Origin of the sequence: Halalkalibacterium halodurans, assembly GCF_005671335.1 — a bacterium.
Lineage (GTDB): Bacteria > Bacillota > Bacilli > Bacillales > Bacillaceae_D > Halalkalibacterium > Halalkalibacterium halodurans.
Genome location: NZ_CP040441.1, coordinates 1,720,547 through 1,745,987, shown reverse-complemented (window position 1 = coordinate 1,745,987; position 25,441 = coordinate 1,720,547). Strand labels below are relative to the sequence as shown.

At 45.4% G+C, this 25,441-nt stretch carries 28 protein-coding genes and 1 riboswitch; of the genes, 5 read left to right on the top strand and 23 right to left on the bottom strand.

Translation table 11 applies throughout. The annotated features are described in order from the left end of the window. Window positions 1–3: 3 nt before the first annotated feature. The 7 genes from FED51_RS08625 to FED51_RS08595 form a co-directional block, all read right to left on the bottom strand. Window positions 4–570 carry a bifunctional adenosylcobinamide kinase/adenosylcobinamide-phosphate guanylyltransferase gene (locus FED51_RS08625; RefSeq protein ID WP_053431401.1) on the bottom strand — a complete coding sequence of 189 codons (567 nt, stop codon included), beginning with the start codon at window positions 568–570 and terminating at the stop codon, window positions 4–6. Next, complete coding sequence (gene cobD / locus FED51_RS08620) at window positions 543–1,655, bottom strand: threonine-phosphate decarboxylase CobD (protein WP_053431402.1); 1,113 nt, start codon at window positions 1,653–1,655, stop codon at window positions 543–545. The genes FED51_RS08625 and cobD overlap by 28 nt, the downstream gene beginning before the upstream one ends. Then, window positions 1,642–2,601, bottom strand: a complete 960-nt coding sequence (gene cbiB, locus FED51_RS08615) for an adenosylcobinamide-phosphate synthase CbiB (protein ID WP_053431403.1) — start codon at window positions 2,599–2,601, stop codon at window positions 1,642–1,644. The genes cobD and cbiB overlap by 14 nt, the downstream gene beginning before the upstream one ends. Next, complete coding sequence (locus tag FED51_RS08610) at window positions 2,598–4,073, bottom strand: heme ABC transporter ATP-binding protein (RefSeq protein ID WP_053431404.1); 1,476 nt, start codon at window positions 4,071–4,073, stop codon at window positions 2,598–2,600. The genes cbiB and FED51_RS08610 overlap by 4 nt, the downstream gene beginning before the upstream one ends. A 13-nt stretch (window positions 4,074–4,086) precedes the next feature. After that, window positions 4,087–5,148 carry a FecCD family ABC transporter permease gene (locus tag FED51_RS08605; protein ID WP_053431405.1) on the bottom strand — a complete coding sequence of 354 codons (1,062 nt, stop codon included), beginning with the start codon at window positions 5,146–5,148 and terminating at the stop codon, window positions 4,087–4,089. Then, the gene (locus FED51_RS08600) at window positions 5,111–6,094 is read right to left on the bottom strand and encodes an ABC transporter substrate-binding protein (RefSeq protein WP_010897748.1); all 984 of its coding nucleotides are present in this window, start codon (window positions 6,092–6,094) and stop codon (window positions 5,111–5,113) included. The genes FED51_RS08605 and FED51_RS08600 overlap by 38 nt, the downstream gene beginning before the upstream one ends. 227 nt (window positions 6,095–6,321) lie before the next feature. Beyond that, a riboswitch (cobalamin riboswitch) is annotated at window positions 6,322–6,503 on the bottom strand. A gap of 64 nt (window positions 6,504–6,567) precedes the next feature. Beyond that, window positions 6,568–7,515: a DUF4349 domain-containing protein gene (locus tag FED51_RS08595; protein WP_050768968.1), complete on the bottom strand. Its 948-nt coding sequence runs from the start codon at window positions 7,513–7,515 to the stop codon at window positions 6,568–6,570. Between the two features lie 104 nt (window positions 7,516–7,619). Here FED51_RS08595 and FED51_RS08590 point away from each other — a divergent pair, with 104 nt between their 5' ends. Then, complete coding sequence (locus FED51_RS08590; protein ID WP_053431407.1) at window positions 7,620–8,096, top strand: GNAT family N-acetyltransferase; 477 nt, start codon at window positions 7,620–7,622, stop codon at window positions 8,094–8,096. Then, on the top strand, window positions 8,093–8,524 hold the full coding sequence (locus FED51_RS08585; protein ID WP_053431408.1) for a GNAT family N-acetyltransferase: 432 nt from the start codon (window positions 8,093–8,095) through the stop codon (window positions 8,522–8,524). The genes FED51_RS08590 and FED51_RS08585 overlap by 4 nt, the downstream gene beginning before the upstream one ends. An 84-nt stretch (window positions 8,525–8,608) precedes the next feature. On the opposite strand, the gene FED51_RS08580 is transcribed toward FED51_RS08585, so the two are convergent. The 15 genes from FED51_RS08580 to FED51_RS08510 form a co-directional block, all read right to left on the bottom strand. Further along, window positions 8,609–10,393, bottom strand: coding sequence for an ATP-binding protein (locus FED51_RS08580; RefSeq protein WP_053431409.1), 1,785 nt, complete (start codon window positions 10,391–10,393; stop codon window positions 8,609–8,611). Next, on the bottom strand, window positions 10,393–11,109 hold the full coding sequence (locus FED51_RS08575) for a response regulator transcription factor (protein WP_010897743.1): 717 nt from the start codon (window positions 11,107–11,109) through the stop codon (window positions 10,393–10,395). The genes FED51_RS08580 and FED51_RS08575 overlap by 1 nt, the downstream gene beginning before the upstream one ends. Window positions 11,110–11,203: 94 nt before the next feature. Continuing rightward, window positions 11,204–12,403, bottom strand: a complete 1,200-nt coding sequence (ccsB, locus tag FED51_RS08570) for a c-type cytochrome biogenesis protein CcsB (RefSeq protein ID WP_010897742.1) — start codon at window positions 12,401–12,403, stop codon at window positions 11,204–11,206. Further along, the gene (gene resB, locus FED51_RS08565) at window positions 12,400–14,070 is read right to left on the bottom strand and encodes a cytochrome c biogenesis protein ResB (protein WP_010897741.1); all 1,671 of its coding nucleotides are present in this window, start codon (window positions 14,068–14,070) and stop codon (window positions 12,400–12,402) included. The genes ccsB and resB overlap by 4 nt, the downstream gene beginning before the upstream one ends. Before the next feature lie 22 nt (window positions 14,071–14,092). Beyond that, window positions 14,093–14,623, bottom strand: coding sequence for a thiol-disulfide oxidoreductase ResA (resA, locus tag FED51_RS08560; protein WP_010897740.1), 531 nt, complete (start codon window positions 14,621–14,623; stop codon window positions 14,093–14,095). An 88-nt stretch (window positions 14,624–14,711) separates the two neighbouring features. Next, window positions 14,712–15,440 carry a pseudouridine synthase gene (locus tag FED51_RS08555; protein WP_010897739.1) on the bottom strand — a complete coding sequence of 243 codons (729 nt, stop codon included), beginning with the start codon at window positions 15,438–15,440 and terminating at the stop codon, window positions 14,712–14,714. A 194-nt stretch (window positions 15,441–15,634) separates the two neighbouring features. Beyond that, a complete protein-coding gene (locus FED51_RS08550) occupies window positions 15,635–16,171 on the bottom strand; it encodes a spore maturation protein (protein ID WP_010897738.1) in 537 nt (178 codons plus the stop codon). Continuing rightward, on the bottom strand, window positions 16,171–16,764 hold the full coding sequence (locus tag FED51_RS08545) for a nucleoside recognition domain-containing protein (RefSeq protein ID WP_010897737.1): 594 nt from the start codon (window positions 16,762–16,764) through the stop codon (window positions 16,171–16,173). The genes FED51_RS08550 and FED51_RS08545 overlap by 1 nt, the downstream gene beginning before the upstream one ends. After that, the gene (locus tag FED51_RS08540; protein ID WP_053431410.1) at window positions 16,757–17,905 is read right to left on the bottom strand and encodes a D-alanyl-D-alanine carboxypeptidase family protein; all 1,149 of its coding nucleotides are present in this window, start codon (window positions 17,903–17,905) and stop codon (window positions 16,757–16,759) included. Before FED51_RS08540 ends, FED51_RS08545 begins: the two co-directional genes overlap by 8 nt. A gap of 135 nt (window positions 17,906–18,040) precedes the next feature. Then, complete coding sequence (locus tag FED51_RS08535) at window positions 18,041–18,892, bottom strand: DUF421 domain-containing protein (protein WP_053431411.1); 852 nt, start codon at window positions 18,890–18,892, stop codon at window positions 18,041–18,043. 20 nt (window positions 18,893–18,912) lie between these two features. Then, window positions 18,913–19,101: a DUF1657 domain-containing protein gene (locus FED51_RS08530; RefSeq protein WP_010897734.1), complete on the bottom strand. Its 189-nt coding sequence runs from the start codon at window positions 19,099–19,101 to the stop codon at window positions 18,913–18,915. 10 nt (window positions 19,102–19,111) lie between these two features. Next, entirely contained in the window at window positions 19,112–19,462 is a 351-nt protein-coding gene (gene spoVAE, locus FED51_RS08525) for a stage V sporulation protein AE (protein ID WP_010897733.1), read from the bottom strand. Then, entirely contained in the window at window positions 19,459–20,475 is a 1,017-nt protein-coding gene (gene spoVAD / locus FED51_RS08520; RefSeq protein ID WP_010897732.1) for a stage V sporulation protein AD, read from the bottom strand. Before spoVAD ends, spoVAE begins: the two co-directional genes overlap by 4 nt. Then, on the bottom strand, window positions 20,475–20,954 hold the full coding sequence (gene spoVAC, locus FED51_RS08515; RefSeq protein WP_010897731.1) for a stage V sporulation protein AC: 480 nt from the start codon (window positions 20,952–20,954) through the stop codon (window positions 20,475–20,477). Before spoVAC ends, spoVAD begins: the two co-directional genes overlap by 1 nt. A gap of 20 nt (window positions 20,955–20,974) precedes the next feature. Further along, entirely contained in the window at window positions 20,975–21,409 is a 435-nt protein-coding gene (locus FED51_RS08510; RefSeq protein WP_233443886.1) for a YhcN/YlaJ family sporulation lipoprotein, read from the bottom strand. 168 nt (window positions 21,410–21,577) lie between these two features. On the opposite strand from FED51_RS08510, the gene FED51_RS08505 reads away from it, so the two are divergent. The 3 genes from FED51_RS08505 to FED51_RS08495 all read left to right on the top strand — a co-directional run bounded on the left by FED51_RS08505 (window position 21,578) and on the right by FED51_RS08495 (window position 24,471). Next, complete coding sequence (locus FED51_RS08505) at window positions 21,578–22,081, top strand: hypothetical protein (protein WP_138090388.1); 504 nt, start codon at window positions 21,578–21,580, stop codon at window positions 22,079–22,081. Window positions 22,082–22,197: 116 nt separating this feature from the next. Continuing rightward, entirely contained in the window at window positions 22,198–22,863 is a 666-nt protein-coding gene (locus FED51_RS08500; RefSeq protein ID WP_010897728.1) for a YetF domain-containing protein, read from the top strand. 45 nt (window positions 22,864–22,908) lie between these two features. Next, complete coding sequence (locus tag FED51_RS08495) at window positions 22,909–24,471, top strand: alkaline phosphatase family protein (protein WP_053431413.1); 1,563 nt, start codon at window positions 22,909–22,911, stop codon at window positions 24,469–24,471. Here the strand turns inward: FED51_RS08495 and FED51_RS08490 are convergent. Then, complete coding sequence (locus tag FED51_RS08490; protein WP_053431414.1) at window positions 24,468–25,349, bottom strand: superoxide dismutase; 882 nt, start codon at window positions 25,347–25,349, stop codon at window positions 24,468–24,470. The genes FED51_RS08495 and FED51_RS08490 overlap by 4 nt on opposite strands. Between the last annotated feature and the right edge of the window lie 92 nt (window positions 25,350–25,441).

Here is a 25,441-nt window from a genome sequence, read left to right as displayed (position 1 = left end):
ACCCTAGCCTCCTTTTTTCACGAGCGGGATGCCATGTTCCACAAGCACCGCTTCATCTCCTTCACGAACGAGCTTTTGATGAAGGAGACTTAGAGCATGTTGATAGGCTAACGTATATTCATCTTCGTATGGCATATCGTCACCGACCTCATTGCTTACGAGAAGGGTCGTCCAGTTCCCGTGCAAAAATAAATCCAATTCCTGTGACAGCTTCGCAACGGTTCGCTCTTTTTCCTTCGCTAAAGAGTACTCCTTTGCATCTAACGTGCGAAACAGTTCATTGTTTAATAACGTCGTTAAGCAATCAATAAGAACAATATCTCTTTCATCAAAATTTGCCGCAAGTGAACCGATATCAACCTGTGCTTCAATGACGTTCCATGGCACCCCTGCCTCCTCTCTCTGCTGTTGATGGTGTTCAATACGGCTTGCCATCTCATGGTCCGCCACGGTGCTTGTGGCGACATAATAGAGCTGACCTCCACTTTGCTTGCTGATCGATTCGATCGCTCGCGCTTCCGCATAACTACTTTTTCCGCTTCTCACCGCTCCTGAAATGAAGACAAACATGACGTCTCACCTTCCACCCAATCTTTTACTGCCTGTAGCAACTTCCGGTTCGTATCTTGATCTTTAACGGCCACGCGAAGATATCGGCCGTCAAGCCCAGGAAAATTTTCCGTATGGCGAAGGACAAATCCGCGGTCAAGTAATCCTTTAAGCATTGCCAGCATCCCAATCGACTCTCTCGGATCAGATATGACGAAAAAATTGACTACCGATGGAGAAACGTCAAATCCAAGATGCCGGAAGCCTGCTTGCATCTCTGCCCTGGCTGCAGCAATTCTTTGCGCTGAATCGCGGACAAACATTGTCTCCCGCAAACAAAACTGCCCAGCCTTATCCGCCAATCCGTTTACACTCCAAGGCGGAATTTTGCTTTTCAACTTTTCTATGACACTAGGAGCTGAAATGGCATATCCAAGCCTTAGTCCGGGAATTGTAAACATTTTCGTCATCGAACGAACGACGATGATCCCTTCGTTTGCAGCCGCTTGAGCGGTAAACGTAATCGGAACTTCCATAAAATCATAAAACGCTTCGTCAATGACAAGAGTCGTTCCAAACTGCTTTGCAAGCTCTAACAGTTCGATGAGCTGCTCTTTACGATAGGCGACACCCGTTGGATTGTTCGGATGGCATATAAACAGGAGGTCTGTCCGCTTGAGCACAGCGGTCATACGGTCTAGATCAAGAGACCATGGAGGTGGTAGCATAATCCGTTCGACCGAACAATCATTTGCCAAGCACGCCTCTTCATACTCTAAAAACGTAGGTTCAACAATGGCCACTCGCTGCTTATGCCATAGCTGGGCAATCGTATAAATGATTTGCGCGGCTCCATTCGCTACAAGCACACTGGAAGGAGGTACATGTTCTTTTATGGCAATCGCACGGGCTAACTCGCTTGCCTCTTGGTCTGGGTATTGGGTAAACAGTCCTTGATCTAGCTGTTTCCTCAAGTAAGCTAGTAACTGTGGGGGCGGGCCGAACGGGTTCGTATTGACACTAAAATCAATGGCCTCCCCAGTCAAACTTGTCCCCATTTGGGCAGCGAGTGTTTTTGGGTTAGCGCCATGATTAGGTAATCGCATAAATGAATCCCCCTAACAGAAATAAAAAAACAAGAAAGCCGAGCACCGTTCGATTCATAATCGCGATCGATTCGTCAATGTCCTTAGCGGTCATCGCCTTTGTTCCGTATCCCATTTTCGCCCGCTCCGAGGTCATTCCTTGATATGTATTCGTTCCCCCTAAAGTCACATGGAGGAGCAACGCCATCGCCGCTTCACCCCAGCCACTGTTTGGGCTCGGGTGTTTCTTCGCTTCCCTCGCAAGCATCTTTAAAGATTGACCTAACGGTGCTTGGCGCCTTTTTCGATGAAGAAGAAGCATCAATACACCAGTGATACGACTCGGAACCCAGTTCAGAACATCGTCAAATTTAGCGGAAGCCCAACCGAAGTCGCGGTAGCGCTCATTTTTGTAACCGACCATCGAGTCGCACGTGTTCGTGGCTCGGTATAGAAGGGCTAAGGGGGCTCCACCGATCAAGGCATAAAAAAGAGGGGCCGTTACTCCGTCACTTGTGTTTTCAGCAACCGTCTCAATCGCACCTCGGGCGATCTCTTTCTCATCTAGTTGATCAGTATCTCGACCGACAATATACGATAGCTTCCGCCTAGTCTCTAACAAGTTTCTGGTTGCTAAGGGACGAGCAACTTCTTCCGCCGCCTCTTTTAATCCTTTGGCCGCAATCGTTGAAGCAATCAATAGAGCTTCTACTATGACACCGAGCAGAAGGTGGACTTGATAGGACAACCATACGAGAGCAAGGGATAAAGCTGTCACGATCAATAAAACCGTTAGGAGCAGCAGCACGCCTTTTTCTCGTCTCCACCTACCACAATTCCATCTTCTCTCGAAATAAGTGATCAACTTCCCCATTCCGACGACAGGATGAGGAAGCCACTTCGGATCACCTAGCCACTTATCAAGAATAAAGGCACTAACGATCGCGATTACGTGACAAGCGATCATCGTTCAAGCCTCCGCTTTTCATTGTCTGTCACCGCTTGAATGGTTGCATCGTAGACGAGCTTTCCGATCGCTTGACCGAGCGGAGTGATTGTTCCCGCATAAGGGAAGTACGTCCCGGTCTGTGAACTTGCGATCATAACACTGTCAGTGGATGTACCCGTCGCAAGAGTCCCTGTTACAGGATCGAGAATCTCCTTCTCCGCAAGCGCTCTCCCTTTTGCTTCTGTAGCTGTCATCAGCGCTTGGACATAGGCGGCATCAGGCAGTGTTCCTTCAATGAACACCCACGTATTGATCGTTCCGACCGTTGCCTCATTTCGCTTGCGAAGATGAGCTTTGGCAGCATCCACTGCATTTGATATTCCGGCCGTCACAAACACTCGTACTTTAAACGATTCATAAGTCGCTTCGGTTATGGCAACATCTTCAAGAATAGCGGCCGTCATCATCCCTAACGCATCGGTTCCATCGACCCCTACATTTGATAAAAACGTTTGAAACTCCAGCTCCACATCATCACAATAATAGTCTTTTGATACATGCCTGTTCACAAACGTTTGATGCCATTTGAACCCTGCCCCTAATACAGCAGATGATAACGTTTTCCACCTTATGGAGCTTGTCACCTTAATTAGTTGCTCGGAGGTAAAAACCTCAAGCTCAGAAATAGGGGAGCTTGGTTTGCTTCTTATTGCCGCCGGCTCAAATGTGACGAGTGGCCTTGGAATCGTCGGGTGTTCGTTGCGGCGAATTTTCGTTTCGTAAACGTTGGCCAGCTGGTGTTCGGTCATCACTTGGCGTGGGCTATTAAGATCGACCATCCGTCCCTCATTAAGAAGCAATACGCGATCACAATAGAGGCTCGCCATATTCAAATCGTGCAAAATGGCCACAACAGTCAACTGGCGCGTTCGTGTCCAGTCTTTCAACGCATCGAGTAACTGCATTTGGTGCGAAATATCGAGATGATTGGTCGGCTCATCAAGCAAAAGGAGATCAGGCTCCTGGCAAAGGGCTCGGGCAAGCAAAGCTCGCTGGCGCTCACCTCCGCTCAACGTTTGTAACGGCTTATTGCGAAACTTCCACGTATCAGTTTGCTCCATCGCCTCACGGATGACTCGTTCATCTTCTTGCGATTCGGAGGCAAGCCAACCCTTTTGATGGGGATAACGCCCAAGAGCGACCACCTCTTTTACTTTATAAGCAAAGGCGGTGTCGGCTGTCTGGGGCAGCACGGCCATTTTTTGTGCCAGCTCTTTTGAATGATAATCGGCAATGGCTTTTCCTTGTAGGGTGATCGTCCCTTCCGAAGGTGACAACAGGCCGCTCACAGCCTTCAACAATGTCGTTTTCCCACTCCCGTTCGGACCAAGAATACCGAAAATTTCACCTTTATGAACTTGGAACGAGAGTTGCTGAATAATCGGTGTCTTTTCATCATAGCCAACACTTACATTTTGTGCATCAAGCATATGGTCCAACTCCTTACGAGAGCAGTTTTTTTCGCTGTCTGATAAGCAATAATCCGAAGACAGGTGCGCCGACGATCGCAGTGATCACACCAATGGGTAGTTCGGTCGGTGCAATGACTGTCCGTGCGAATAAATCCGTTAAGGTAAGAAACCCAGCACCGATCATCATTGATAAAGGTAATAAGTGGCGGTGGTCGGGTCCAGCTACTAATCGGGTGATATGAGGAATAACCAAGCCGACAAAGCCGATTGTGCCTGAGACAGCAACAGCTGATCCCGTTAAAATAGAAGCCGAGATCAGGATCATATATTTACGCCTTTTGACGTTTACCCCTAAATGTTTGGCTGTTTCCTCTCCAAAGGCAAGGGCGTTTAGTTCCTTGCGATTAACCATTAACAAAAGGGCCCCAAAACAAAAACAAGGGACGAGCAATTTTACATAGTCCCAGCCCCGCATCGACACACTGCCTAAGAGCCAACCGATAATTTGTCGCAATTCCTCTCCTGTCAACGCAATCATGAGCGAAATGAGTGCCCCTAAAAACGAGCTAAATATGATTCCAGCTAAAATAATCGTCTCTGTTGACATGGAGCGCTGAACGAGCCTTGCAAACATAATCACGAGGAACAAGGTGGAAAATCCTGTAATGATCGCAACGACCGGTAGCGTAAAAAAGCCGAGAATCGGCAATTGAACGGCAAAAAACAGGACAAAGACGGCTCCTAGTGCTGAGCCTGACGAAACGCCGAGTGTATACGGATCAGCTAATGGATTTTTTAACAACCCTTGAAAAGCCGCCCCTGCAAGTGCGAGGCTCGCGCCGACAAAAGCAGCGAGCAATACACGCGGTAAGCGAATGTCGACTACAATGCTCACCATTGTTTGGTCGACTCCACTGTCTACAGGCAAATGAAAGACGTATTGTCCAATAATCGCCAAAATGGTGAAAAAGGGAAGCTCCACACTTCCCTTTCCGATGCTAATGATGATGGCGACGAACAAAAAGATTGCGCTCGCTCCATACACGAAAAGCAAATTATTCCGCAAAAACGTCTGGATAAATGAGTTCCGCAAGCTTCTCTGCCCCTTGTACAAGTCGTGGTCCTGAGCGAGTCACTTCGTCTGAATGAACATCGTACACTCGCTCGTTCTCTACTGCAGGCACGCTCTGCCAGCCGTCACGCGCCATCACTTGTTTCTCTGGATCTTCAACGTAATAGCCATATGTTGTTATGATCACATCCGGTTGGAAGGCAACCGCCTCTTCCTCTGAGAACTGAACCCAACCTTCCACATCTCCCGCGGCATTGTCCGCGTTGATCAATGTGAGCATTTCATCTAAGAAGGTCCCTTTCCCTGTTGTATAGATTTCAGGCTCAGGAGAAACTTCAACCCAAACGTTTGCACGCTCTTCGTCTGTGATCGCCTCAGCCTTTTCAGCTAGTGCAGCAAAGCCTTCCTTCATGTCGCTAATGACGGTAGCTGCTTGCTCATCAGCACCTGTTGCTTCACCAATCATCGCTATCGAGTCGTACACTTCATCAATGCTAGACGCATCATGAACGACAACGACCGTAACTCCCGCTTCCCGAAGTTGGTTTAAACCGCCTTCGGATGAATGGGCACCTGATCCGTGGCTAAGGACAAGATCGGGCTCGAGTGCTAGCACTTGTTCTACGTCGAACTCCATACCGCCGACGCTCTGAATATCCTCAACTTCTTCCGGATAGTTGTCAAAATCAGTGCGGCCGACAACGGTGTCCCCTTTATCGATCGCAAATAATGTTTCGGTAATGCTCGGAATTAACGAGACGACTCGTTCTGGCTCTTCTTCAATCGTTACTTCATTTCCTAATGAATCTGTAATCGTCCGTGGGAATTCCCCACCCGCTTCTTCCTCTACTACATCTGTTCCTTGGTCATCCGCTGGAGCTTCAGGCTCGTCCGTGGTTGTGCCACACGCCACTAGACCTAGCGTCAAGAGCAAGGCCAGAAGCCATAACCGTACATTCGACTTCATCTACTGATCCCCTCTTTTCTCTATCGTACTAATCAATGGCGCTCGTCGCTGAAGGTGGTGGGCCACTAGCATAGAAAACTTGGCTTGTCGCCTAACCTTAATGGAAGTTAAACTTTCGTAAGTGAAAAAGAAAAACACTCCCTTCAGAGTGTTTTTGCAAAACCAGTCTAGATCCCATGCTATCTCCATGAAATCAAATGAACTGCTTCACCTTTTCCTCGAAGGCTACACACTCAAACTGAAAGGCAGGTCTCCTGACTTATGTTCATCGAGTACTTGCCCCCCTTCCCGTCGCTAGACAGTGGATCTTGCAAGCCTCTCCCATTTACAGTGGCGGGACCGTGTCGGATTTTCACCGACTTCCCTTTTCACGCTCAAACATTGAACGACCCTTCAGCGCGATATACGATTCATTGATAAGTCGTCTTTATTATACAAAAAATAACGCAAAAGAACAGCGTTTTTGCAAAAATCTACTCTTCCTGAACAGGCGGTGTAGACATTTTTTTCTTTCGGCGAACGAGAATGATCATGACAACTGCAATGACGATCAGTGGAAATAAAATCGGCGAAAACCCAATTAGCAAAACGACAAGCCCAGAGAAAAAGGCGATGATTCCATTTGTCGTATCCATAAATAGTTTCTTTGCGTTTGCCCACGTGTTTAACGTGTTTTGTCCTTGTAAGCTTCCTACCTCGATCCCACGATCTCTTATGGAAATGGTCATGGAAGCATATCGGACACGATCCTCTAAATAGTTCATCCGACCGACGAGCTGTTCAATCTCCTCCTGAACTTTCCCAAGATCATTGGAAACTTTTAATAAGTTTTCCGTTGAATCGGCTTCTTCCAAAAACGTGATTAATCGTTCTTCCATCACTCGCTTTGACTTAAGCCTCGCTTCTAAATCAACATATTCCTCCGTCACATCACTACCGCTTAATTGTTGATAATGAATGGAAAGACTCGTTTCTTTCACTTCTTGAACAAAATCATCTAACCGCTCTTGTGGGACTCGCGCCACAAGATAACCAGACGTATGACCGTCTTCATGTTCATTTTTAGACGATTCCACAATAAATCCACCGAGAGATTGAGCAGTCGACGTAAGCTGCTGCTCTGCCTCATCATACGACTCTACCTCTACCTCCATGTCTCCAGTGTAAATGATCATTCGTTCCATTCCCTCTGGAACAGCACTTCCTCTTTCCTCCGTCTCAATTTCCGTATCTAATTCTACCTTTTCAAGTGCAGCTTCTTCCTCCATTCCTTCCTCTGAGACCGAATAATCGGTAGCTACATTCATATCGGCACCCTCCATATTCCCCGCATCAAACATTTCCATTTGCTCCGTATTGCTGCAACCTACGATGAATAATAGAAGCATAACACCGATGAGGCTCCCTACAATTTTTTTCATTTTCGTCATGACCCCCTCTTTTTATTGTGAAACGAATCATTCAGGAAAAGGGTTCCATCCTTTTTACAAACATGTTACATTGAATGAAAAAAGGAGAGAGAGTCATGACCATCGTGCACGCTGAAAAGAAAGATGCAAAAGAGATTCATTCCGTGCTTCATCAAGCGTTTGACGAATATCGTTACGCCACCCCACCGACCACTGCCTTACGAGAAGCGGTGTCCGATATCGAACAGGAATTAACATCAGGCACCCAAGTCCTCCTTTATAAGCATAACGATAAATGTGTAGGGATGGTAAAGTTTGTGGTTCATGATAAACAGCTTTATTTCTTCCGACTTTCCGTTATACCAGAAGCCCGAAACCAAGGAATTGCCCGCCGGCTCATAGACCATCTCATGACACTTGCGAAGGAACAAAAGTGTGCAACGGTTGTTTGTAAAGTGAGAGCGGACATGGCGCAAAATGTGGCTTTCTACGATTCGTTAGGCTTTGCGAACACAAAGGAAGAAATGATGGAAAGATCGGATGGTGCAAGACTTAACGTAATCACGATGGAGTATAAACTAGGAGGGAGATGAGAAGCTTGATTCGATCATTAATAGTCGAACAAGAATGGCTTGAGGCTTTCCCCCTCATCCGTCAGCTTCGTCCTCATTTAACCGAAGCTAGTTACTTAGAACTTGTCCATGAAGCGACAAAAAACGAAGGCTATCGAATGTTTGCCTTGGAGGTGGAAGACACCCTCTGTGCTGTCATTGGCTTTATGCCACAAACAACGCTTTATAACGGAAAAAGCATTTGGGTAACTGACCTTGTCACAGATGAACACCATCGATCAAACGGATACGGGCTCATGTTACTGGCTCATGTGGAAGCATGGGCCAAAACAAAAGGATACGAAGCCATTTCCCTGTCATCCAATGTTAGCCGAACCGAGGCCCATCGGTTTTATATGGAAAAAGGCGCTTACGATAAAGTGAGCTATGTTTTCAAAAAACGATTATAGGGGGAAAAAGAAGCTGACCTACGCATGAGAGAGGCGTTTGTCAGCTTCAATGTTTCTTATGGAACAAGATTATTCCTGTCGATTCTACAAAATGGTACGAGCATTCGGGAAAAAGGCTGTAAAGGTTGTCCCTTCTTGTTGTTTGCTGTGGACACTAATTTCTCCACTATGGGCATCAACAATATTTTTGACAATGGCAAGTCCAAGCCCAGTCCCACTTCTTCCTCTCGTCCGTGCTTTGTCCGCCTTATAAAACCGCTCGAATACGTACGGTAAATCTTCTTCCGGTATTCCTGTTCCTGTATCCGTTACGTCAATTTTCATACCGTTTTCCATCACATGACACGCGAGTTGCACCGTACCGCCTGGGTCGGTATGCCGTATCGCGTTAGATAGAAGATTGGTGAGAACTTGTTCGAGCCTGTCTGGGTCGACCTGAATCCGTTTCCCTTCATCCCCTCGATAGATGAAATCAAGGGTTAGTTGTTGTTCTTTCGCGAGTCCTTGGAACTTTCTTGTGATCCGTTCACAGAACGTTTTCACTTCAATCTCTTCATAATTTAAATCGATGTGGCCTGCTTCCATTCTTGCCAAATCGAGCAATTCATTAACAAGGCGCCCCATGCGTAGCGATTCATCGTAAATGATTTTCGCTAACTCTTTTTTTTCTTGATCCGTCCCGGCGATGTCATCAATGATTGCTTCACTATAGCCTTGAAGCATGGAAATCGGTGTTCGCAGCTCATGGGATACATTGGCGATAAAATCCTTTCGCAGCTTATCATGACGACGCTCCTCTGTCATGTCGCGAATAACGGCCACCGCTCCACGGACGTAAGAGTTATCGTAGAGAGGCGTCATAAGAATCGCCCAACTTCGCCCTTGAACATCTAATTCCGTCATCTGCTCCGATTCCAAGGCAACCACTTGCTGATAAAGTTGATGGATCGCTTGTGGCAGCTCATTTTTCTCAGAAGGAACTAATCCTTGTTCGTAATGCCATGCTTGAATAAATCGCTCAGCCGGAGGATTGGTTACCATCACCTTCCCACGCTTGTCAAGGGTAATCACACCGTCGGCCATGCTGCTCAAAATTCGGGAGAGCTGCTCTTTTTCCTGATTCAACTCCGTCACATTTCGATTCAACTCCCGCCGCATTCGGTTAAAAGCGATCGCGAGTTGACCAATTTCATCATGGGTTAAAATTGGAACCTTCGTATTGAATTTCCCTTGGGCAACTTCCAATGCCACTTGTCTCATCTTTCGAAGTGGCGAGGTAATTCGACTAGATAGGAAAAAAGCAAATACCGTTGTAAGCACGATGGCAATTCCCGCGGAGAAATAGACAATCCGTTTCGTTTCCGCTGACGTTTCTTCAATCGTGGCAAGTGGTTGATATAAAAACACAGCATCATTACCATCGTCCAAATGTAGGGGGATGCCGACGATCATCATTCCAGTATCAGAATCACCGCGGTAAAATTCGGAAAAATCATCTTCGGTCACGACCGCCCGCTCCCCTTGAAAAACTTGTGCCAACATCGGATGCTCGACAAAGACTTCGAGGGGCAAATTCACAAGACCTGCTTCCCCAGTGCTCCAGTAATTCGCTCTGTCTTCGATGATCACCACTTTTTTTTCAAACGCATTGGCATATTCAGTAATTGTCATTCGAGCAGTTACCCGATCATCGTATTCTTCGTAAATCGTGGCGATCATGTTCGCATGGTTAAGGAGCTGAGACTCAGCTTCATTCACATGAAAACGCTCAAAAAACTGAAGCAGCATGACCATCAACACTGTTAGAACGAAGGACACGAGCAAAATAATCGTAAACCATAACTTTCCGACGACGCTGCGCCAAAGCATTACTCTTTCACGACCTCAAATTTGTAGCCCACTCCCCAAACAGTCGAAATCATACTGGCCGCCTGTGGGGACACTCGGTTTAATTTCTCACGCAGTCGTTTAATATGCGTATCGACGGTGCGCAAATCCCCAAAGAAGTCATAGTTCCATACATCTTTCAATAGCTGCTCCCTTGAAAAGACTTTATCTGGTGACTGGGCTAAATAATAGAGAAGCTCGTATTCTTTCGGTGTTAAATTAATTTCTTGATCAGCCACCGTTACCCGGTGCGCATCATTGTCGATAGATAAATGCGGAAAAACGAGCACATCTTTCGCTTGCGTATCCGTCTGTAAAAACTTCGTTGAAGACGAGCGACGCAATAACGCTTTTACACGTAGGACCACCTCACGCGGACTGAATGGCTTCACAATATAGTCATCCGTTCCGACTTCAAACCCTTGAACGCGGTTGGCTTCTTCTCCTTTTGCTGTAAGCATAATGATCGGCGTTGCTTTTTGTTTGCGAAGCTTTTGACACACTTCAATTCCATCCATTTCAGGCATCATGAGGTCAAGTAAAATGACATCATAATCGAATGCAAGCGCTTTTTCGAGCGCTTCCTTTCCGTCTGATGCCTCTTCCACATCATAGGCTTCTCGCTCAAGGTACATTTTCAATAAGTTACGAATACGATCTTCATCATCAACGACTAAAATTTTTGCTTCTTTTTCCATCAAACAAACCTCCCCATCAACAGTTAAGCAACTTTACAAATAGTGTAACATACCTTTTTGAAAAAACCCCCGCCTTTGTTTGCGGGGGTCGCCTTTACATGCCTCCTGCGTAAGAGTGCAGGCCTGCAATGACAAGATTGACAAACACTAAGTTAAACATAATGATCGCGAATCCGATAACACACAACCAAGCGGAACGCTCTCCATGCCAACCTTTTGACAAACGTAAATGCAAGTAGGCTGCATAGAACAAAAACGTAATTAATGCCCATACTTCCTTCGGGTCCCAACCCCAGAAACGCGTCCAAGCAATTTGTGCCCAGATCATCGCAAAGATTAGTCCTCCGAGCGTAAAGACAGGAAACCCAATCGCAATCGCTCGATAACTAATCTCATCTACGAGCTGTGGACTGACTCGCTTCACAATTGGTTGGAGAATGGCTCCGACCGGCTTTCGGAAAACGAGATAAAGTAAGAGATAGAGAACAAGTCCTACGAGGAATGACCAAATGACCGTATTCAACTGATCGCTCTTAATCCAAGCAGGCATATTAACGAGCGGTTGATTTCCCGTTTCCGAAATGAGCTGTCCTTCATGAGGACCTACGATCGGTGGCAAATGATATTCCATTGTCGCTTCGACATCATTTTCATTCACATAATTAAATTTCGCCTCATAGTTCATCGCCTGGAATGTATACGTAATTAATATAAATCCGACGACAGTAATGACACTATAAAGAATAAATTCTAACCAAAACGTCTTCCAGCTTTGGATGGAATAATCAATCGTCCGAATTAAATAAACAAGGCCCGAAGCAAAGCTAACCGCTAGTATCCCTTGTCCTAATGCGACCGTCGTTACATGGAGTGCAAGCCAGTTGCTTTGCAACGCCGGAATAAGAGGGGCAACCTCGCTCGGAAAAACCGAAGCGTATGCAATCATGAGCATCACGGTCGGCATCGTGAACAACCCTAATATGTTAGAACGATAGATGGCATTAATAATAACAAAGGCGAGGCCGATACAGATGCCAAAGAACGTTACATATTCAAACATGTTACTCACTGGCGCAAAACCAGCTACCATCCAGCGTGTGATAAAATAACCGAGGGCAAATAGCAACGCGATGATAGCGGAATAATACCCGAAGGTGCCCCAACGGTTCCCCTTCATTTCTCCTTCTTTATTGCGCCATTTTTTACCCATGATTGACACGGCATAAAAAATAGTCGCTGCAAGATAGAGGAAGAAGGCAACTAACAGGAAGTTACTACTCAGTGCTGCCGTCATTCGTTTGTTCCTCCTTTATCCTTTCCCAATTTCTTTTCTCGTTCAGAGTTCTTTTCCTTTTCTTCCAATTGATCAGACGGGGACCCTAATCCTGTCTCTGCAATCGCTTCATCAATTTCCTTATGAAGGGACGACCAATTTTTATTCGTGTGACCTGCGATCCAAACTTCACCGTTTACTCGTTGCAACCACACGCGGCGATGAGCCCAATAAGAGCCTTGGATCAAACCGACCATAAAAATGAAGCCTCCAACGAAAAGGAACGGAAGCGTATAGTCTTTTCGTACAGTCAACCCCGTTACGTGAGTCGTTTCGAGGTCAGCAAATTTCATCTCATACTGATTCTCGCCTAACGGCTCTAAATTTTGCTGAACGGCGACAAAGCTTATTTCACCTTCTGGCGTTTCCGGCGTAATCATTTCAAAAATAAACCCTGGATTATCAGGAACACGCGATCGTGTAGATGGTACGTTTTGCTCATTTAACTCATAGTCCGGAAAATACTCACGAAGGATCACTTTCGCTCCGTTGCCAAGGTCGTACTCATCTTCAGGATTATTCAAATCGACATCGATTTGACCTAATGACTCTCCTGTTTCTTTCTTGTTTAACGTAAAGCTCATGACGCTAAATTCATGAAGCTTATAATCGATTTGATAGATGGATAAGCCCTCATATGACAATGGGTCATTTACGCGGATGTTGTGGCGCGCCACCTCTTGCAGCTCACTTGTTGCACCAACCGTTGCTCCTGGGTCCCGTTCATATAACACAGCTTCGGTTTCATAGTTTTTTGCAACTGCCCCGCCTGCCCGCTCAATCGCTTCAGCAAACAGCTCGTCCTCCTCATCATACAACTCTAGCGTAAAGCTCTCATTGCCAAGGTAATACTTACTGTTCGTTCCTGGCACGACCATTACTTCACCTTCGCGAATCCACATGTTTTCATCCACATACATCCCGGGGAAGAAACGAAACATACAGCCCATTAAAAAGATGATCAAGCCAATATGGTTCACGTAAGGACCCCACCGGGAGAAGCGCCCTTTTTCCGCTAGTAGATTGCCGTTTTCTTCGCGAACTTTGTACTTTTTCTCCTCAAGCCGAGCCTTCACCGTTTCAAGCACGCCATCCACATTGTTAACGTTTGATGTGCCGAACAAACGCTGCCGCTTTAAAAAGTTTTCATGTCGCGTAACACGTTGCGTCTTTAACGCCCGATAAAGAGGGACGACCCGGTCAAGGCTACAGATGATCAGTGATACACCAAGGGCCGCAATAAGCGCCATGTACCACCATGATCCGTATAAATTATGAAAGCCTAATTGATAATAAATCTGCCCTAAAACGCCATACTCTTCCGCGTAATGTGTTTCTGGTCTGACGTTCGATGGAATGTACATTTCCTGCGGGAAAATCGTCCCGAATATGGATGCGACTAACGTTAACACGATGATCCAAATCCCGACCTTTACCGATGAGAAGAACATCCAAATTTTATCGATAAAAGTAGTCGTGTAGGTTTGTGAACGGCGCGCCACCCCTTCGTAGCGCATGTTCAAAAGCCCTTTTTGATCATCATTTTCTTCCACGGGCTTTCCGCATGATTCACAGAGAACCGTCCCAAATGGGTTTACGTGGCCGCATTCACATTTTACTTTATTCATGTCGGACACCTCAATTGTCTTTCTAAGCTTCAGGTTTAATGAGTTCCATGAACTCCTCCACCATTTGTTCCGTCATGCCACCTGTGTGAACTTTGACGATTTCGCCATGTTCGTTAATTAAGATCGTTGTCGGTAAAGGGCGAATTCCGTAAGCATCGATGACATTAAGCCCTTTATCGATCACAATCGGAAAGGAAAGTCCGTAGCGGTCGACAAAGCGTTGAACCGTAAGCTCTGGTTCATTAGCATTCACCGCAATAATCTCTACACCTTGCTCCTTATATTCTCCATACAATTTTTCCATGTGAGGCATTTCCCGTTCGCAAGGCGGACAGTATGTCCCCCAAAAATTCAGAAATACCCCTTTCCCTTCTAACTCGCGAAGCTCAATGCTCTCTCCTTCTAAATCTTCCAAAACGAAGTTAACCGCCTGCTCACCAGCACGAGCTAAGCTTCGGTCAGCAAAAAAGTTTGAATAAAACGTGTAGCCTAATGCAACTGAAATAACGGCTAAAATAGACAATCGCATCCAAAATCGCTTTCGCTTATCCATCCTTGTCTCTCCCCTTTGCTACAAAATAAGGACTAATGAATTGACTTCTTCCATTATAACGTCGTCCCACATTACTGTTGGCTTTCCTTTATGACTTTTTCGTGACAGCTAATTCCCGTAAGTGCTTGACTTCAATTGGCTTCAGTGGACGGACATCCCCTGGATTCATTCCCGACAAATCTAAAAAGGCAAACTGCTCTCGTTTTAGCTTCATTACCTCACAACCGATCGTTTCAAACATTCGCCGCACTTGGCGATTTCGCCCCTCATGAATCGTAAGCTTGACGATCGCTGTTTGTTTTCGACGATCCACTGACAGCATTTTTACTTTAGCTGGAGCCGTCGGACCATCCTCAAGCTTCACCCCTCTGGCGAGCAGCTTAAGTTGATCTCGGGTCGGGATTCCTTTCACTTTTGCCACATACACCTTTTCGATTTTATGTCTCGGATGCATGAGCAAGTTGGCAAATTCCCCATCATTCGTCAAGAGAAGGAGGCCTGACGTATCATAGTCAAGGCGACCAACAGGATATACGCGCTGCTCAATTTCAAGAAAATCGGTGACCACTTTTCGTCCTTTATCATCTTTTACGCTTGAGATGACACCGGTCGGCTTGTAAAGAAGAAAATAAACTGGTTCCTCTTTCTCAACTGGTACCCCTTCGACTTCGATGTCATCTTGATTCGGGTTTACTTTGATCCCTAGTTCTTTTACGACTTGTCCGTTGACTTTGACTTTCCCTTCTAAAATCAACTGTTCTGCTTTCCGTCTTGAGGCAATGCCTGCCTGTGCAATCACTTTTTGTAAACGTTCCATGTTAACACCTCATTTATCATCATAGCTTCTTCCGTTCTTGTCCTCAAGTCTACCGCTTGATTCTCGTTCCATTCCATCTGCTGATTATATAAGAGAAATGTTCACATACTTTAGTATGATGAACAAGTTAAAGCATTTCGTTTTTTCTGCAAGGAAAAAAGCATGGCCAACCGCCATGCTTTTCTATCATGCCATTAAATAGAGCCAAAAACAATCGTGACGACGACAATGGCTGCAATAATCCCTACCACATCAGCTAATAACCCTACCTTTAACGCGTCACCCATTTTTTTTATCCCAACCGCTCCAAAATATACGGTTAGCACATAAAAGGTTGTATCTGTACTTCCTTGCATCGTTGCCGCCAATCGACCGATGAATGAATCAGGTCCATAGGTGGCAATAAGATCAGATGTCATTCCTAACGCACCCGTTCCAGAAATCGGCCGAATGAACGCAAGTGGGACAACTTCAGAGGGGACCCCAATCGCACTTAAAAAAGGGTTCATTGCAGAAATTACCGCATCCATTGCCCCAGAAGCCCGAAAGACAGAAATCGCAACGAGCATGCCGACCAAGTATGGAATAATCGAAACGGCCATGCCAAAGCCTTCCTTCGCTCCTTCCACAAATGTTTCGTACGTAGGGACCTGCTTGTACGTTGCTACAACTAGGATCGTTCCAATCAAACCAGGAATCATCCAGATAGACACGGTCGTGAGCCATTCCATTATTCTCTCCCCTTTCGTACCCGCCGATAATAGAAGAAGCGATCAATCGCAATGGCACCTACCGTTGAGCACGCCGTAGCTACAAGAGTCGTACCTACGATATCCGTCGGGGACACCGACCCGTAATTCATCCGAATCGAAATAACAGTTGTCGGAATTAGTGTAATACTTGCCGTATTAATCGCTAGCAAAGTGATCATGGAACGGCTAGCAGAGTCCTTTCCCCCATTTAGCTCCTTCAATTGCTCCATCGCTTTTATTCCCATCGGTGTAGCTGCGTTCCCTAAACCGAACATGTTCGCTGACATGTTGGATAAAATATAACCCATAGCAGGATGATCAGGAGGGACTTCAGGAAATAGCCTTTTTGCAACAGGTCGCATCAGACGCGACAAGCCTTTTAACAGCCCTGCTTGTTGGGCAACTCTCATAAGTCCTAGCCAAAACACGAGAATACTAATGAGACCGATGCATATGGCAACGGCCTCCTTCGCCCCAGTAAAAATCGCTTCATTCACTTCTTCCATCGTGCCGTTTATTGCGGCAAACACGATTCCGATGACGAGCATCCCTACCCAAATATAGTTAATCACTGCTTCTCACTCCGATCGTTAATGAGAAGATCTCTTTAAACTTAGACCAGAACCCTTTTGGCTTGGGCTCTGTTCCTTTGTAATACAAAGGTGTTTCAGTTAGCACATGTCCATCGAGAAAAAACGACATTTTCCCGATGGGGCTTGGTAGATTGGGAGGTTCCCTTCGATCCTTAGGTGGGCGATAAAGGGTAATTTCTTTCCGAACCTTCTCCCTCTCCTCTTCCGTTAGTGGATAAACAACGTCATGGGATGCGTATACTTGACCAGCGTAAAACTCATCCTTCAATCCTTTTACTTTTCCTTCCTCGAGTAATTCTGTCATCCCAAAAGTATGAAAAGCCCAGTTAAATAAATTCATATGATCATGCCAATCAGAAGGAGCATTTAACGTGACAACAATCAAATCTAAGTCATCCTTGCTTGCAGTCGAGACAAGTGTTCTCTTCGCCCGCTTTGTATAGCCTGTTTTTCCACCTGTGGAATATTTATAAAGCTGGGTCAGTAAGCGATTTTTGTTTTTCCAAACACGGATTTGCTCCCCGTTATCGACCCGATGTGTTTTCGTTCCACTGATTTCTTGATACGTTTCATTGTTCATCGCATAGCGTGTCAAAAGTGCCATGTCATAGGCGGAAGAATAATGATCCTCATGATCATCGAGCCCGTGCGGATTTTGAAACACGGTGTTCGACATCCCTAACTCCTCGGCTTTTTGATTCATCATATAAACAAAACCATCCATACTTCCTCCTACATGTTCCGCAATCGCCACAGCTGCATCATTCCCACTGCGTAGCATCAAACCATAGACGAGGTCTGATAGCTTTATTTTTTCCCCTGCTCGCAAATAAAGAGAAGATCCTTCCGTACCTTCCGCATTTGAAGAGACTTTCACCCACTCGTCCATTTTCCCAGACTCAATCGCTAAAAGCGCAGTCATGATTTTCGTAATACTCGCAATTCGTAATGACGTATGGGCGTCTTTCTCATAGAGAACTCTTCCTGTTGACTGCTCCATTAAAATGGCAGCTTGTGCAGATACGGAAGCAGGTTCAGTTGTTTCTGCACTAACACGCTCTGGAATGCCGACGGAAAGGGTGACGAATAAACTTATTGCGATTAACCAAAATCTTCTCAATCTGATCCCCGCCTATTGTTCATTTGTATTTGTACAAGTGTATGCACCGCAAGGATTGGTATGAATGGTTTGTACAAAAATGTCGTGCTGTAACCATAAAAAAGATGAACCACGTATTCCCATGGTTCACCCAAATTACCGGACATATGGAGAGACGACGTTTTCCACTTGTTGCATCGTTTCCGCACACCTACTATATACCTTTGCGTTCGTTCGATTTGTGCTTGTTAATGCAGCATAGGCTAAATCGGCCTGCGCTTTTTTAATCGATTCACGAAGCAGTGGTAGCTCATTTACAGGTTTAGGGGTAATGTCATCATTGTACAAGTCGACATAAAGCTGACCATTTTGATCCATTTCAGCAAGAAACACGTTGCCCAACAACACCTCTTGTTTTTCTAGCTCTGCTTTCAGCCATTCACGAGTGACTCCACGTTTCTGCAAGGCGCTATCTACGATTTGACCATTTTGAATGACCGTCATAGGTGGCTGTCGCCTTCCTTGTTTTCCGGTTGAAGCAGCTTCAGAATATCTTCCTTCTTTGAGAAAAACCGTTAATGCGCCGTTCGTCTCTAGCTGCGCCCATTCCACATCAGAAAGCTGAAAAATGTTCTTTTCCCGAAGCTTTCGCATAAAGTCTTCTGCTGTTAGCTTTTGCTTGTGTAAAACATCTTCTTTTATTTTTCCCTTTTCCACTACCGTCTCTGGTTGACCAGCAAAAAACTTGAGGGCGCCCCCATGTTTCCCCTGCAACCGGTGCGCTCCTAAAAACACAGCGCTCCAAAGAAGAAGTGCAACGAAAAACGGCATAAACGGTACAGTCAAGAGAAAGGATCCGATACTAGCGATTCCTGCTAATGCGATGATCATGGCTCCTTGAAATAAACTAACGTCTTGAAACGACCGTCTTCCATAAGCTTTGAACACCAAAAAAAGAACAATGATTGAACAAACACTCCGTATGAACGCTTCCAACCAACCAGCCAAAGCTGTCCCTCCTCTGTTCTTCACCGATTGTTTGCTTGTCTCTCTAGTGTTTCCAACTCACGAATGACACGTCTTGTGAGCAAGGCAGCTTGATGATAATCTGCATGTGCCTGATGATCATCGGTTTTTAATGAAAGGCCCGTTAGCGTTGCATCAATCCCTTTTAGCAACGCTAGCCATTCACGGTGTGAAGCATTAGTGTCCTCCATCTCAAACCCCTTACCCTTTAGGTTTAAATAATAGTGCTGCGATAAAACCGAATATGATCGCGGAAGAAATCCCGGCACTCGTCACTTCAAAAATACCTGTAATCACCCCAATAATTCCGTTACGTTGTGCCTCGGAAATGGCACCGTGTACGAGGGCGTTACCAAAGCTCGTAATCGGCACAGTCGCTCCAGCTCCTGCAAAATCAATCAACGGTTCGTATAAACCGACACCATCTAAGACCGCACCTGCTACAACGAGACTACTCATCGTATGTGCAGGCGTTAATTTTCCCACATCCATTAAAAGTTGACCAATGACACAGATGAGCCCGCCAACGATAAATGCCCATAAAAAGATCATGCCAATGCACCTCCAGCCTCAATCGAAACAGCGTGAGCAATGCAGGGAATCGTTTCATTTTGTTGGTAAGACATTGGCGATAGTAACGCCCCTGTGGCTACGATTAACATGCGGTTAATCTCACCTTTTTTCATGCGATTTAACAAGTGACCGTATGTGACACTCGCCGAACAACCGGAACCACTACCTCCCGCCAAAACAGGCTGTCCATCCCGGTAAATCATCAAACCACAATCATTCAATTGCCCATCGTTAAAAGAATATCCTTTTTGTTCGAGCATCTCCTTAACAATAGGTAAGCCGATTTTTCCGAGGTCACCCGTAGCAATTAAGTCATAATAGTCGGGTCCGACTCCTCGCTCCTGAAAGTGCATCTCAATCGTATCAGCTGCCGCTGGTGCCATCGCTTCTCCCATATTAAAGGGGTCGCTCAAGCCCATATCTACAACCTTGCCAATCGTAGCTGATGTTACAACAGGTCCACTTCCCACCTTCGCAACAACTCCAACTCCAGCTGCAGTTGCTGTCCATTGGGCTGTCGGTGGCTTTTGTGCCCCATATTCTGTCGGATAACGAAATTGTTTCTCGATCGCTGCATTGTGACTGGTTGAACCGGTCAATACATAGTTTGCTCCACTATGATTAATCACGAACGCAGCTAGGGCTAACCCTTCCATCGAAGTGGAACATGCTCCAAACAAGCCGAAATAAGGAATGCATAGCGATCGACACGCAAAGCTAGTCGACGTCATTTGATTAAGTAAATCGCCAGCGAATACAAATTGGATATCATCATTTTGTATACCCGCCTTTTCTATCGCCGTCTTCGCCGCTTCTTCAATAAGTACTTTTTGCGCTTTTTCAAAAGAATCTTCACCGAGCCACATATCTTCAAACAAAATATCGAAATCATCAGCTAATGGGCCATTCGCTTCAAACGGACCAGCCGTTGCCGCACTTGAAAGAATGACGGGACGGTTTTCAAATTCCCATGTTTGCCTTCCTTTTAACATTAGTGTCCTACACCTCCCGTCACGAGCGTATGAATGATGCCAATAATAAAGGCGGCAAACGTACCGAATACAATGACCGAACCCGCCACCTTGAACATGTTACTTCCAACACCGAGTACGTACCCTTCCGTTCGGTGCTCGATTGCTGCCGAGGCGATGGAATTCGCAAAACCGGTAACAGGAACTGCTGTCCCCGCCCCAGCATATTGGGCCATTCGATCGTATACACCTAACCCTGTTAAGAGGGCCGAAAGGAAAATTAATACAGCGATCGTTGGGTCCCCTGCCGTTTTCTCGGTAAAATCAAAATAGGTCATAAAAAACGTCATTAGCAATTGGCCAATCAAGCTAATGAGACCACCAATGAAAAACGCTCGAATGCAATTTTTGAAAACAGGTCGTTGAAGCTCATACTTTTGTGCAAGATCCTGATATTGCTGCTGTTCAGGGGTTAACGATTGCTTGTTGTTTCCACCCATTCGTACATTTCCTCCTTTTATCATTTCATTAATTCCTCAAGCTCTCCAAGTCGTTTTTTTAGACGGCCTTTACTAATCGTTCGCTTTTGCAGCTGCTGCTCTAGTTTTTCAAGCTCCATGTAAATCTTTTTATCCGTTGAAAAGTAAACGGTTGCGTCTGGGTGACGTTTTTTAATCCGCTCAAAACCTTCTTTCCGAATGCCTTCTAGATTAAAACGGGAACGGTGCCTTACCTGTGGCGCTACGTAAATTTTGTCCTCCAAAGACACACCTTTTACATTAACTACTTCTTCCATCGATGCAATCACCTGCTTTGCCTGATCAGCATTAGTTTGATCCGCAACAGCATCATGCCCAACCATCATTGGTCGAACTTGATCTCTTTGACCGCAAGCAACTAGTCCGGTAATGATCACACAGAGGCATGTTAGGATCATCAATTGTTTAACTCTCACTTTGTTCACCCCCATCATTCATTGAACTCAGTTTCTACACACAATATTTTGTATCTATTCGTTTCACATTTAGGATGAATGGAAATGAACGGATTATTACTTGAAATATATGTAAAACAAAAGAGCGTGATATGATAGAAGGAGAATACATGGAAAGAGTTGATGGAAATGTTCTATTTTCTACTAATGCTATGTGCAGGACAAATACTGATCATTTTCCTTCTCATGTGGAAAGTACGCCGATTGACGATCGCTCTCCAAAAAGCAAAACTCATTGAAGAAAAAGAGGCTGACCTTGCCCAGCATCGTCTATATCAAGAGGAAGCTGCTTATGTGATGACCTTAATGTACGAAATTCGCTCAGCTGTCGCTAAGCAAGAGCAAGCGCTCCATCGTCGCGCGCTTGAACGGACACAACGGGCGCTACCGTTCTCGAAAAAAAAGCTTCGTCTTCTTTTTACTGAGGAAGAGGTCCACACGATCCAAACATTTTGGCAGCATTATGAGACCTACCTAAGAAAACATTGGCTAACAGAAAAAGGTAAGATAAAATCTGTGTTTCGAGGAGCACCCCATCTCCCTAATTCTGAATATGGCCAAATGGTCATCGCCTCTAAAAACATTCTCCCTATCTTCGATGAGCTTCTTTCTAATCTCAACTCTTCCTCATAAAACGACGTAAAGCAGTGCACACTAAATCACGCTCATATTTCCATTAAAAGAGATTAGCCACGGTGTTTGATGACACCGTGGTCATTTTCACCATAACACCTTAGAGGGGTGAGATCGTGAACACCAATTTTGTAGCGTTGTCCGTTGAGCTTTTCGTTGGCTTTTGGGCTCTTCTTGTTTTAATGAAAGTGCTTGGAAAAAGTCAGATTAACCAACTCACCCCTTTTGATTTCATCTCAGCTCTCGTCTTAGGTGAGCTCGTAGGAAATGCCATTTACGACAAAGATATCGGCATCCTTTATGTCCTTTATGCCATTAGTGCCTGGGGTTTGCTCATCTATACAGTCGAAATCATCACACAAAAGTTTCCGATTACAAGGCCTTTTTTAGAAGGATCACCAAAACTGATTATTAACGATGGGAAGATCATGTATCACGAGTTGAAACGTAGCAAGCTAGATATTGATCAACTTGCGATGCTGCTTAGAGAAAAAGAGGTGTTTTCAATTCGGGAGGTTCACTACGGTATTCTTGAGTCGAACGGTTCCATTAGCGTTGTGAAAAAACAAGGCTACCAAACGACAAATGGTCAGTTAACCTACAAAACATTACCTATTGTCGTTGTAGCCGATGGTGTGTTAAACGAACAGAACCTAGAAAAAGCGGGAATGACAAAAGAGGCGTTTAACGACTCTTTACGCAAGCAAGGTATTTCTAACTATAAATCGGTGCTTTATGCAGAATATCTTTCGGAAGACGGATGGGAGATTCAAACCTATTAAGGAACGAAGAGAAAGGAGCGGCCCAGTATGATAAGGAGAGTGTGTTTGATTGGTATCTGTTGTTTGTTTATCGTCACAAGCTGCCAAAATCGAGAGCCGCAGGGAGCCTCAATTCAAGGAAAAGATTTTGCACAGTCAACAGAAAAGTCGGTGATCATGGTGATGATCGATTCGATGACGGCAGACCTTTTAGATGCTGCCAAAGAAGAAGGCATCATTCCAGGGTTATCGTTTTTAATGGAGAACGGTACATATTTTGACGAACTGATTGCCCCGTTCCCTTCCATGTCGGTTGTCATTGAGAGCACACTTATTACAGGATCACTGCCAGATGAACATAAGGTTCCAGGACTTGTTTGGTATCATGCGGAGGAAGATCGTCTCGTCGATTATGGCTCTACACCAGAAACCTATATGAAATTAGGATTAAATCGAGTCCTTTTTGACGACCTAAGCAACTTGAACAACCGTCATTTGAGTAAAGATGTACCGACAATCCATGAAATCTTGCAGGATAGTCAAATGTCAACTGGTTCCGTAAATGCCCTTGTTTACAGGGGGAATACTTCTCATAAAGTGAATTTGCCTGAGCCATTTGACACATGGATGCAAGGACAGCCATTTGAAACGAAAGGACCTGACTTGTTATCCTTTGGAACGATCATCGAACCGAAAGTCATTCAAGCTAAAGAGCTGGATGATGATCACTTTCTCGACCTTTACGGGCTCAACGATTCCTACGGTACAGCGGTCGTTCGTACACTGATTGAAAAAAACGAACAGCCTCAGTTTTTGTTTTTGTTCATGCCGGACTTTGACCAAGCCACTCACGACCATGGGCAATTGAACCTTGAAGATTTTGAAAAAGTCGATCATGCGTTCCAAGACATTTTAAATAGCTATGATAGCTGGGAGCAAGCTTTGGAAGAAAACATTTTTATCGTCATTGGCGACCATGGACAGTCGCAAATTGCTTCTACAGCAAGCGATGCCATCATACCTCTTCCTACCCTTTATGAGGAGTATGAGATTGCCTCCTTAATGGACGCTCCTAGTGACGGTGAAATTGTGATTGCGAACAACCATCGAATGGTTTACGTCTATTCGTTTCAACCTGCACATTCCTTTGATACACTCGCAAACGAAGCCCTTGAGGATCTACGAATTCAATTTGCTGCTTATTTAGAAGACGACGAGCTTGTGATTAAAGCTCCTGAACATAAGGAACCGCTCAAGGTTAAGAAGGGAGGTTCTTGGATTGATCCGTATGGACAAACGTGGACCATTGAGGGGAATGAACAAATTGGTGATGTATTTTTCGATCATGACTGCAAGCGGATTATGTACGGCGAAAACCCAGACCTCTTTAACCAACTCTTCCATGCGTTAGACAGCCATACATCTACTCTTGTGTTAACGGCGAAGCCAGGTTATATTTTTGAATCGGAAGGAGCTCCCGCCCACATCGGTGGAGGGGAGCACGGAGGGATTCATGAAGAGGATACGAAAGCCGCGATGATTATCGCAGGAACAGACAAGGCGCCAGCTCACCCGCGAATGGTCGATCTGAAAGATTTTATTATCAGACTCATGACAGAAGAAAATTAATATGGGATCCAGCGTAACTGTTTAGCTGCGTTGTATCGTTTTTCAACAGCATCCCAGTTGACGACATTCCACCAATTTTCAATGTAGTCTTTTCGCTCATTTTTATATTGTAAATAGTACGCATGTTCCCACACATCCAGAGGGAGAAGCGGGATGGCATCTTGTTGTGACAAGTTTTGATGAAACTCCGCCTGCAAAATTTCCAGTCGATGAGCACGAGGTGCCCAAACGAGAATCGCCCATCCGACTCCCTCTACTTTTTCAGCCGCTTGGGAAAAATGATTTTTAAACCGGGCAAAGCTACCGAAATCCCGTTCGATTTGTCGACGCAATTCTCCCTTCGGTTCCCCGCCCCCGTGAGGAGACATCACCTCCCAAAAAATCGAATGCAAATAATGACCCGCTCCATTAAAAGCGGCCTCCCGTTCCCAATGCTTGATCAGCTGAAAATGATTCGTCCGTCTCGCTCTCTCCATTTCCTTCTCGGCTTTATTTAGTCCATCCACATAGCTCTGGTGATGCTTCTGATGGTGCAACCGCATAATTTCTCGGTCAATATAAGGCTCCAATGCTTCATACGGATACGGTAATGGTGGCAGCCGGTGCCCGCCAATCGGCACAGGTCGCCGCATACCGTTACTTCCTCCTGCCTCTGTCTGTTCGCTAAAAAGCCTTGCCCACTCCTCATACAGGTGCTCCGCTAACTCCCCAATTTCCGTTGGCTCCCCATCATTTTGTAGTTGTTCCTTCAATCGTTCTAACGTTTCTTCAAATAAAAAGGTGTCTACACTTTCTGATCGGAGCAACGCCTTGTTTTGATTCCACGCCTCCTCTACACGGTTTACCCATGCATGTAGCTGCCCCCATTCTATGCTCATTGAAGAACCTCCCTTTTTTCTTCCATTCATGTCACCATATGTGGTTAGGTCTTGGCCTATGAAAAAAAGGTTCATAGTTTCGACTTTTCCCT

Excerpts from the sequence above, each read along its gene's own strand:
- FED51_RS08625 (WP_053431401.1), bottom strand. The coding sequence starts at position 570 with ATGTTTGTCTTCATTTCAGGAGCGGTGAGAAGCGGAAAAAGTAGTTAT.
- cobD (WP_053431402.1), bottom strand. The coding sequence starts at position 1,655 with ATGCGATTACCTAATCATGGCGCTAACCCAAAAACACTCGCTGCCCAA.
- cbiB (WP_053431403.1), bottom strand. The coding sequence starts at position 2,601 with ATGATCGCTTGTCACGTAATCGCGATCGTTAGTGCCTTTATTCTTGAT.
- FED51_RS08610 (WP_053431404.1), bottom strand. The coding sequence starts at position 4,073 with ATGCTTGATGCACAAAATGTAAGTGTTGGCTATGATGAAAAGACACCG.
- FED51_RS08600 (WP_010897748.1), bottom strand. The coding sequence starts at position 6,094 with ATGAAGTCGAATGTACGGTTATGGCTTCTGGCCTTGCTCTTGACGCTA.
- FED51_RS08595 (WP_050768968.1), bottom strand. The coding sequence starts at position 7,515 with ATGAAAAAAATTGTAGGGAGCCTCATCGGTGTTATGCTTCTATTATTC.
- FED51_RS08590 (WP_053431407.1), top strand. The coding sequence starts at position 7,620 with ATGACCATCGTGCACGCTGAAAAGAAAGATGCAAAAGAGATTCATTCC.
- FED51_RS08585 (WP_053431408.1), top strand. The coding sequence starts at position 8,093 with ATGAGAAGCTTGATTCGATCATTAATAGTCGAACAAGAATGGCTTGAG.
- FED51_RS08580 (WP_053431409.1), bottom strand. The coding sequence starts at position 10,393 with ATGCTTTGGCGCAGCGTCGTCGGAAAGTTATGGTTTACGATTATTTTG.
- FED51_RS08575 (WP_010897743.1), bottom strand. The coding sequence starts at position 11,109 with ATGGAAAAAGAAGCAAAAATTTTAGTCGTTGATGATGAAGATCGTATT.
- ccsB (WP_010897742.1), bottom strand. The coding sequence starts at position 12,403 with ATGACGGCAGCACTGAGTAGTAACTTCCTGTTAGTTGCCTTCTTCCTC.
- resB (WP_010897741.1), bottom strand. The coding sequence starts at position 14,070 with ATGAATAAAGTAAAATGTGAATGCGGCCACGTAAACCCATTTGGGACG.
- resA (WP_010897740.1), bottom strand. The coding sequence starts at position 14,623 with ATGGATAAGCGAAAGCGATTTTGGATGCGATTGTCTATTTTAGCCGTT.
- FED51_RS08555 (WP_010897739.1), bottom strand. The coding sequence starts at position 15,440 with ATGGAACGTTTACAAAAAGTGATTGCACAGGCAGGCATTGCCTCAAGA.
- FED51_RS08550 (WP_010897738.1), bottom strand. The coding sequence starts at position 16,171 with ATGGAATGGCTCACGACCGTGTCTATCTGGATGATTCCTGGTTTGATT.
- FED51_RS08530 (WP_010897734.1), bottom strand. The coding sequence starts at position 19,101 with ATGGAGGACACTAATGCTTCACACCGTGAATGGCTAGCGTTGCTAAAA.
- spoVAE (WP_010897733.1), bottom strand. The coding sequence starts at position 19,462 with ATGATCTTTTTATGGGCATTTATCGTTGGCGGGCTCATCTGTGTCATT.
- spoVAD (WP_010897732.1), bottom strand. The coding sequence starts at position 20,475 with ATGTTAAAAGGAAGGCAAACATGGGAATTTGAAAACCGTCCCGTCATT.
- spoVAC (WP_010897731.1), bottom strand. The coding sequence starts at position 20,954 with ATGGGTGGAAACAACAAGCAATCGTTAACCCCTGAACAGCAGCAATAT.
- FED51_RS08505 (WP_138090388.1), top strand. The coding sequence starts at position 21,578 with ATGTTCTATTTTCTACTAATGCTATGTGCAGGACAAATACTGATCATT.
- FED51_RS08490 (WP_053431414.1), bottom strand. The coding sequence starts at position 25,349 with ATGAGCATAGAATGGGGGCAGCTACATGCATGGGTAAACCGTGTAGAG.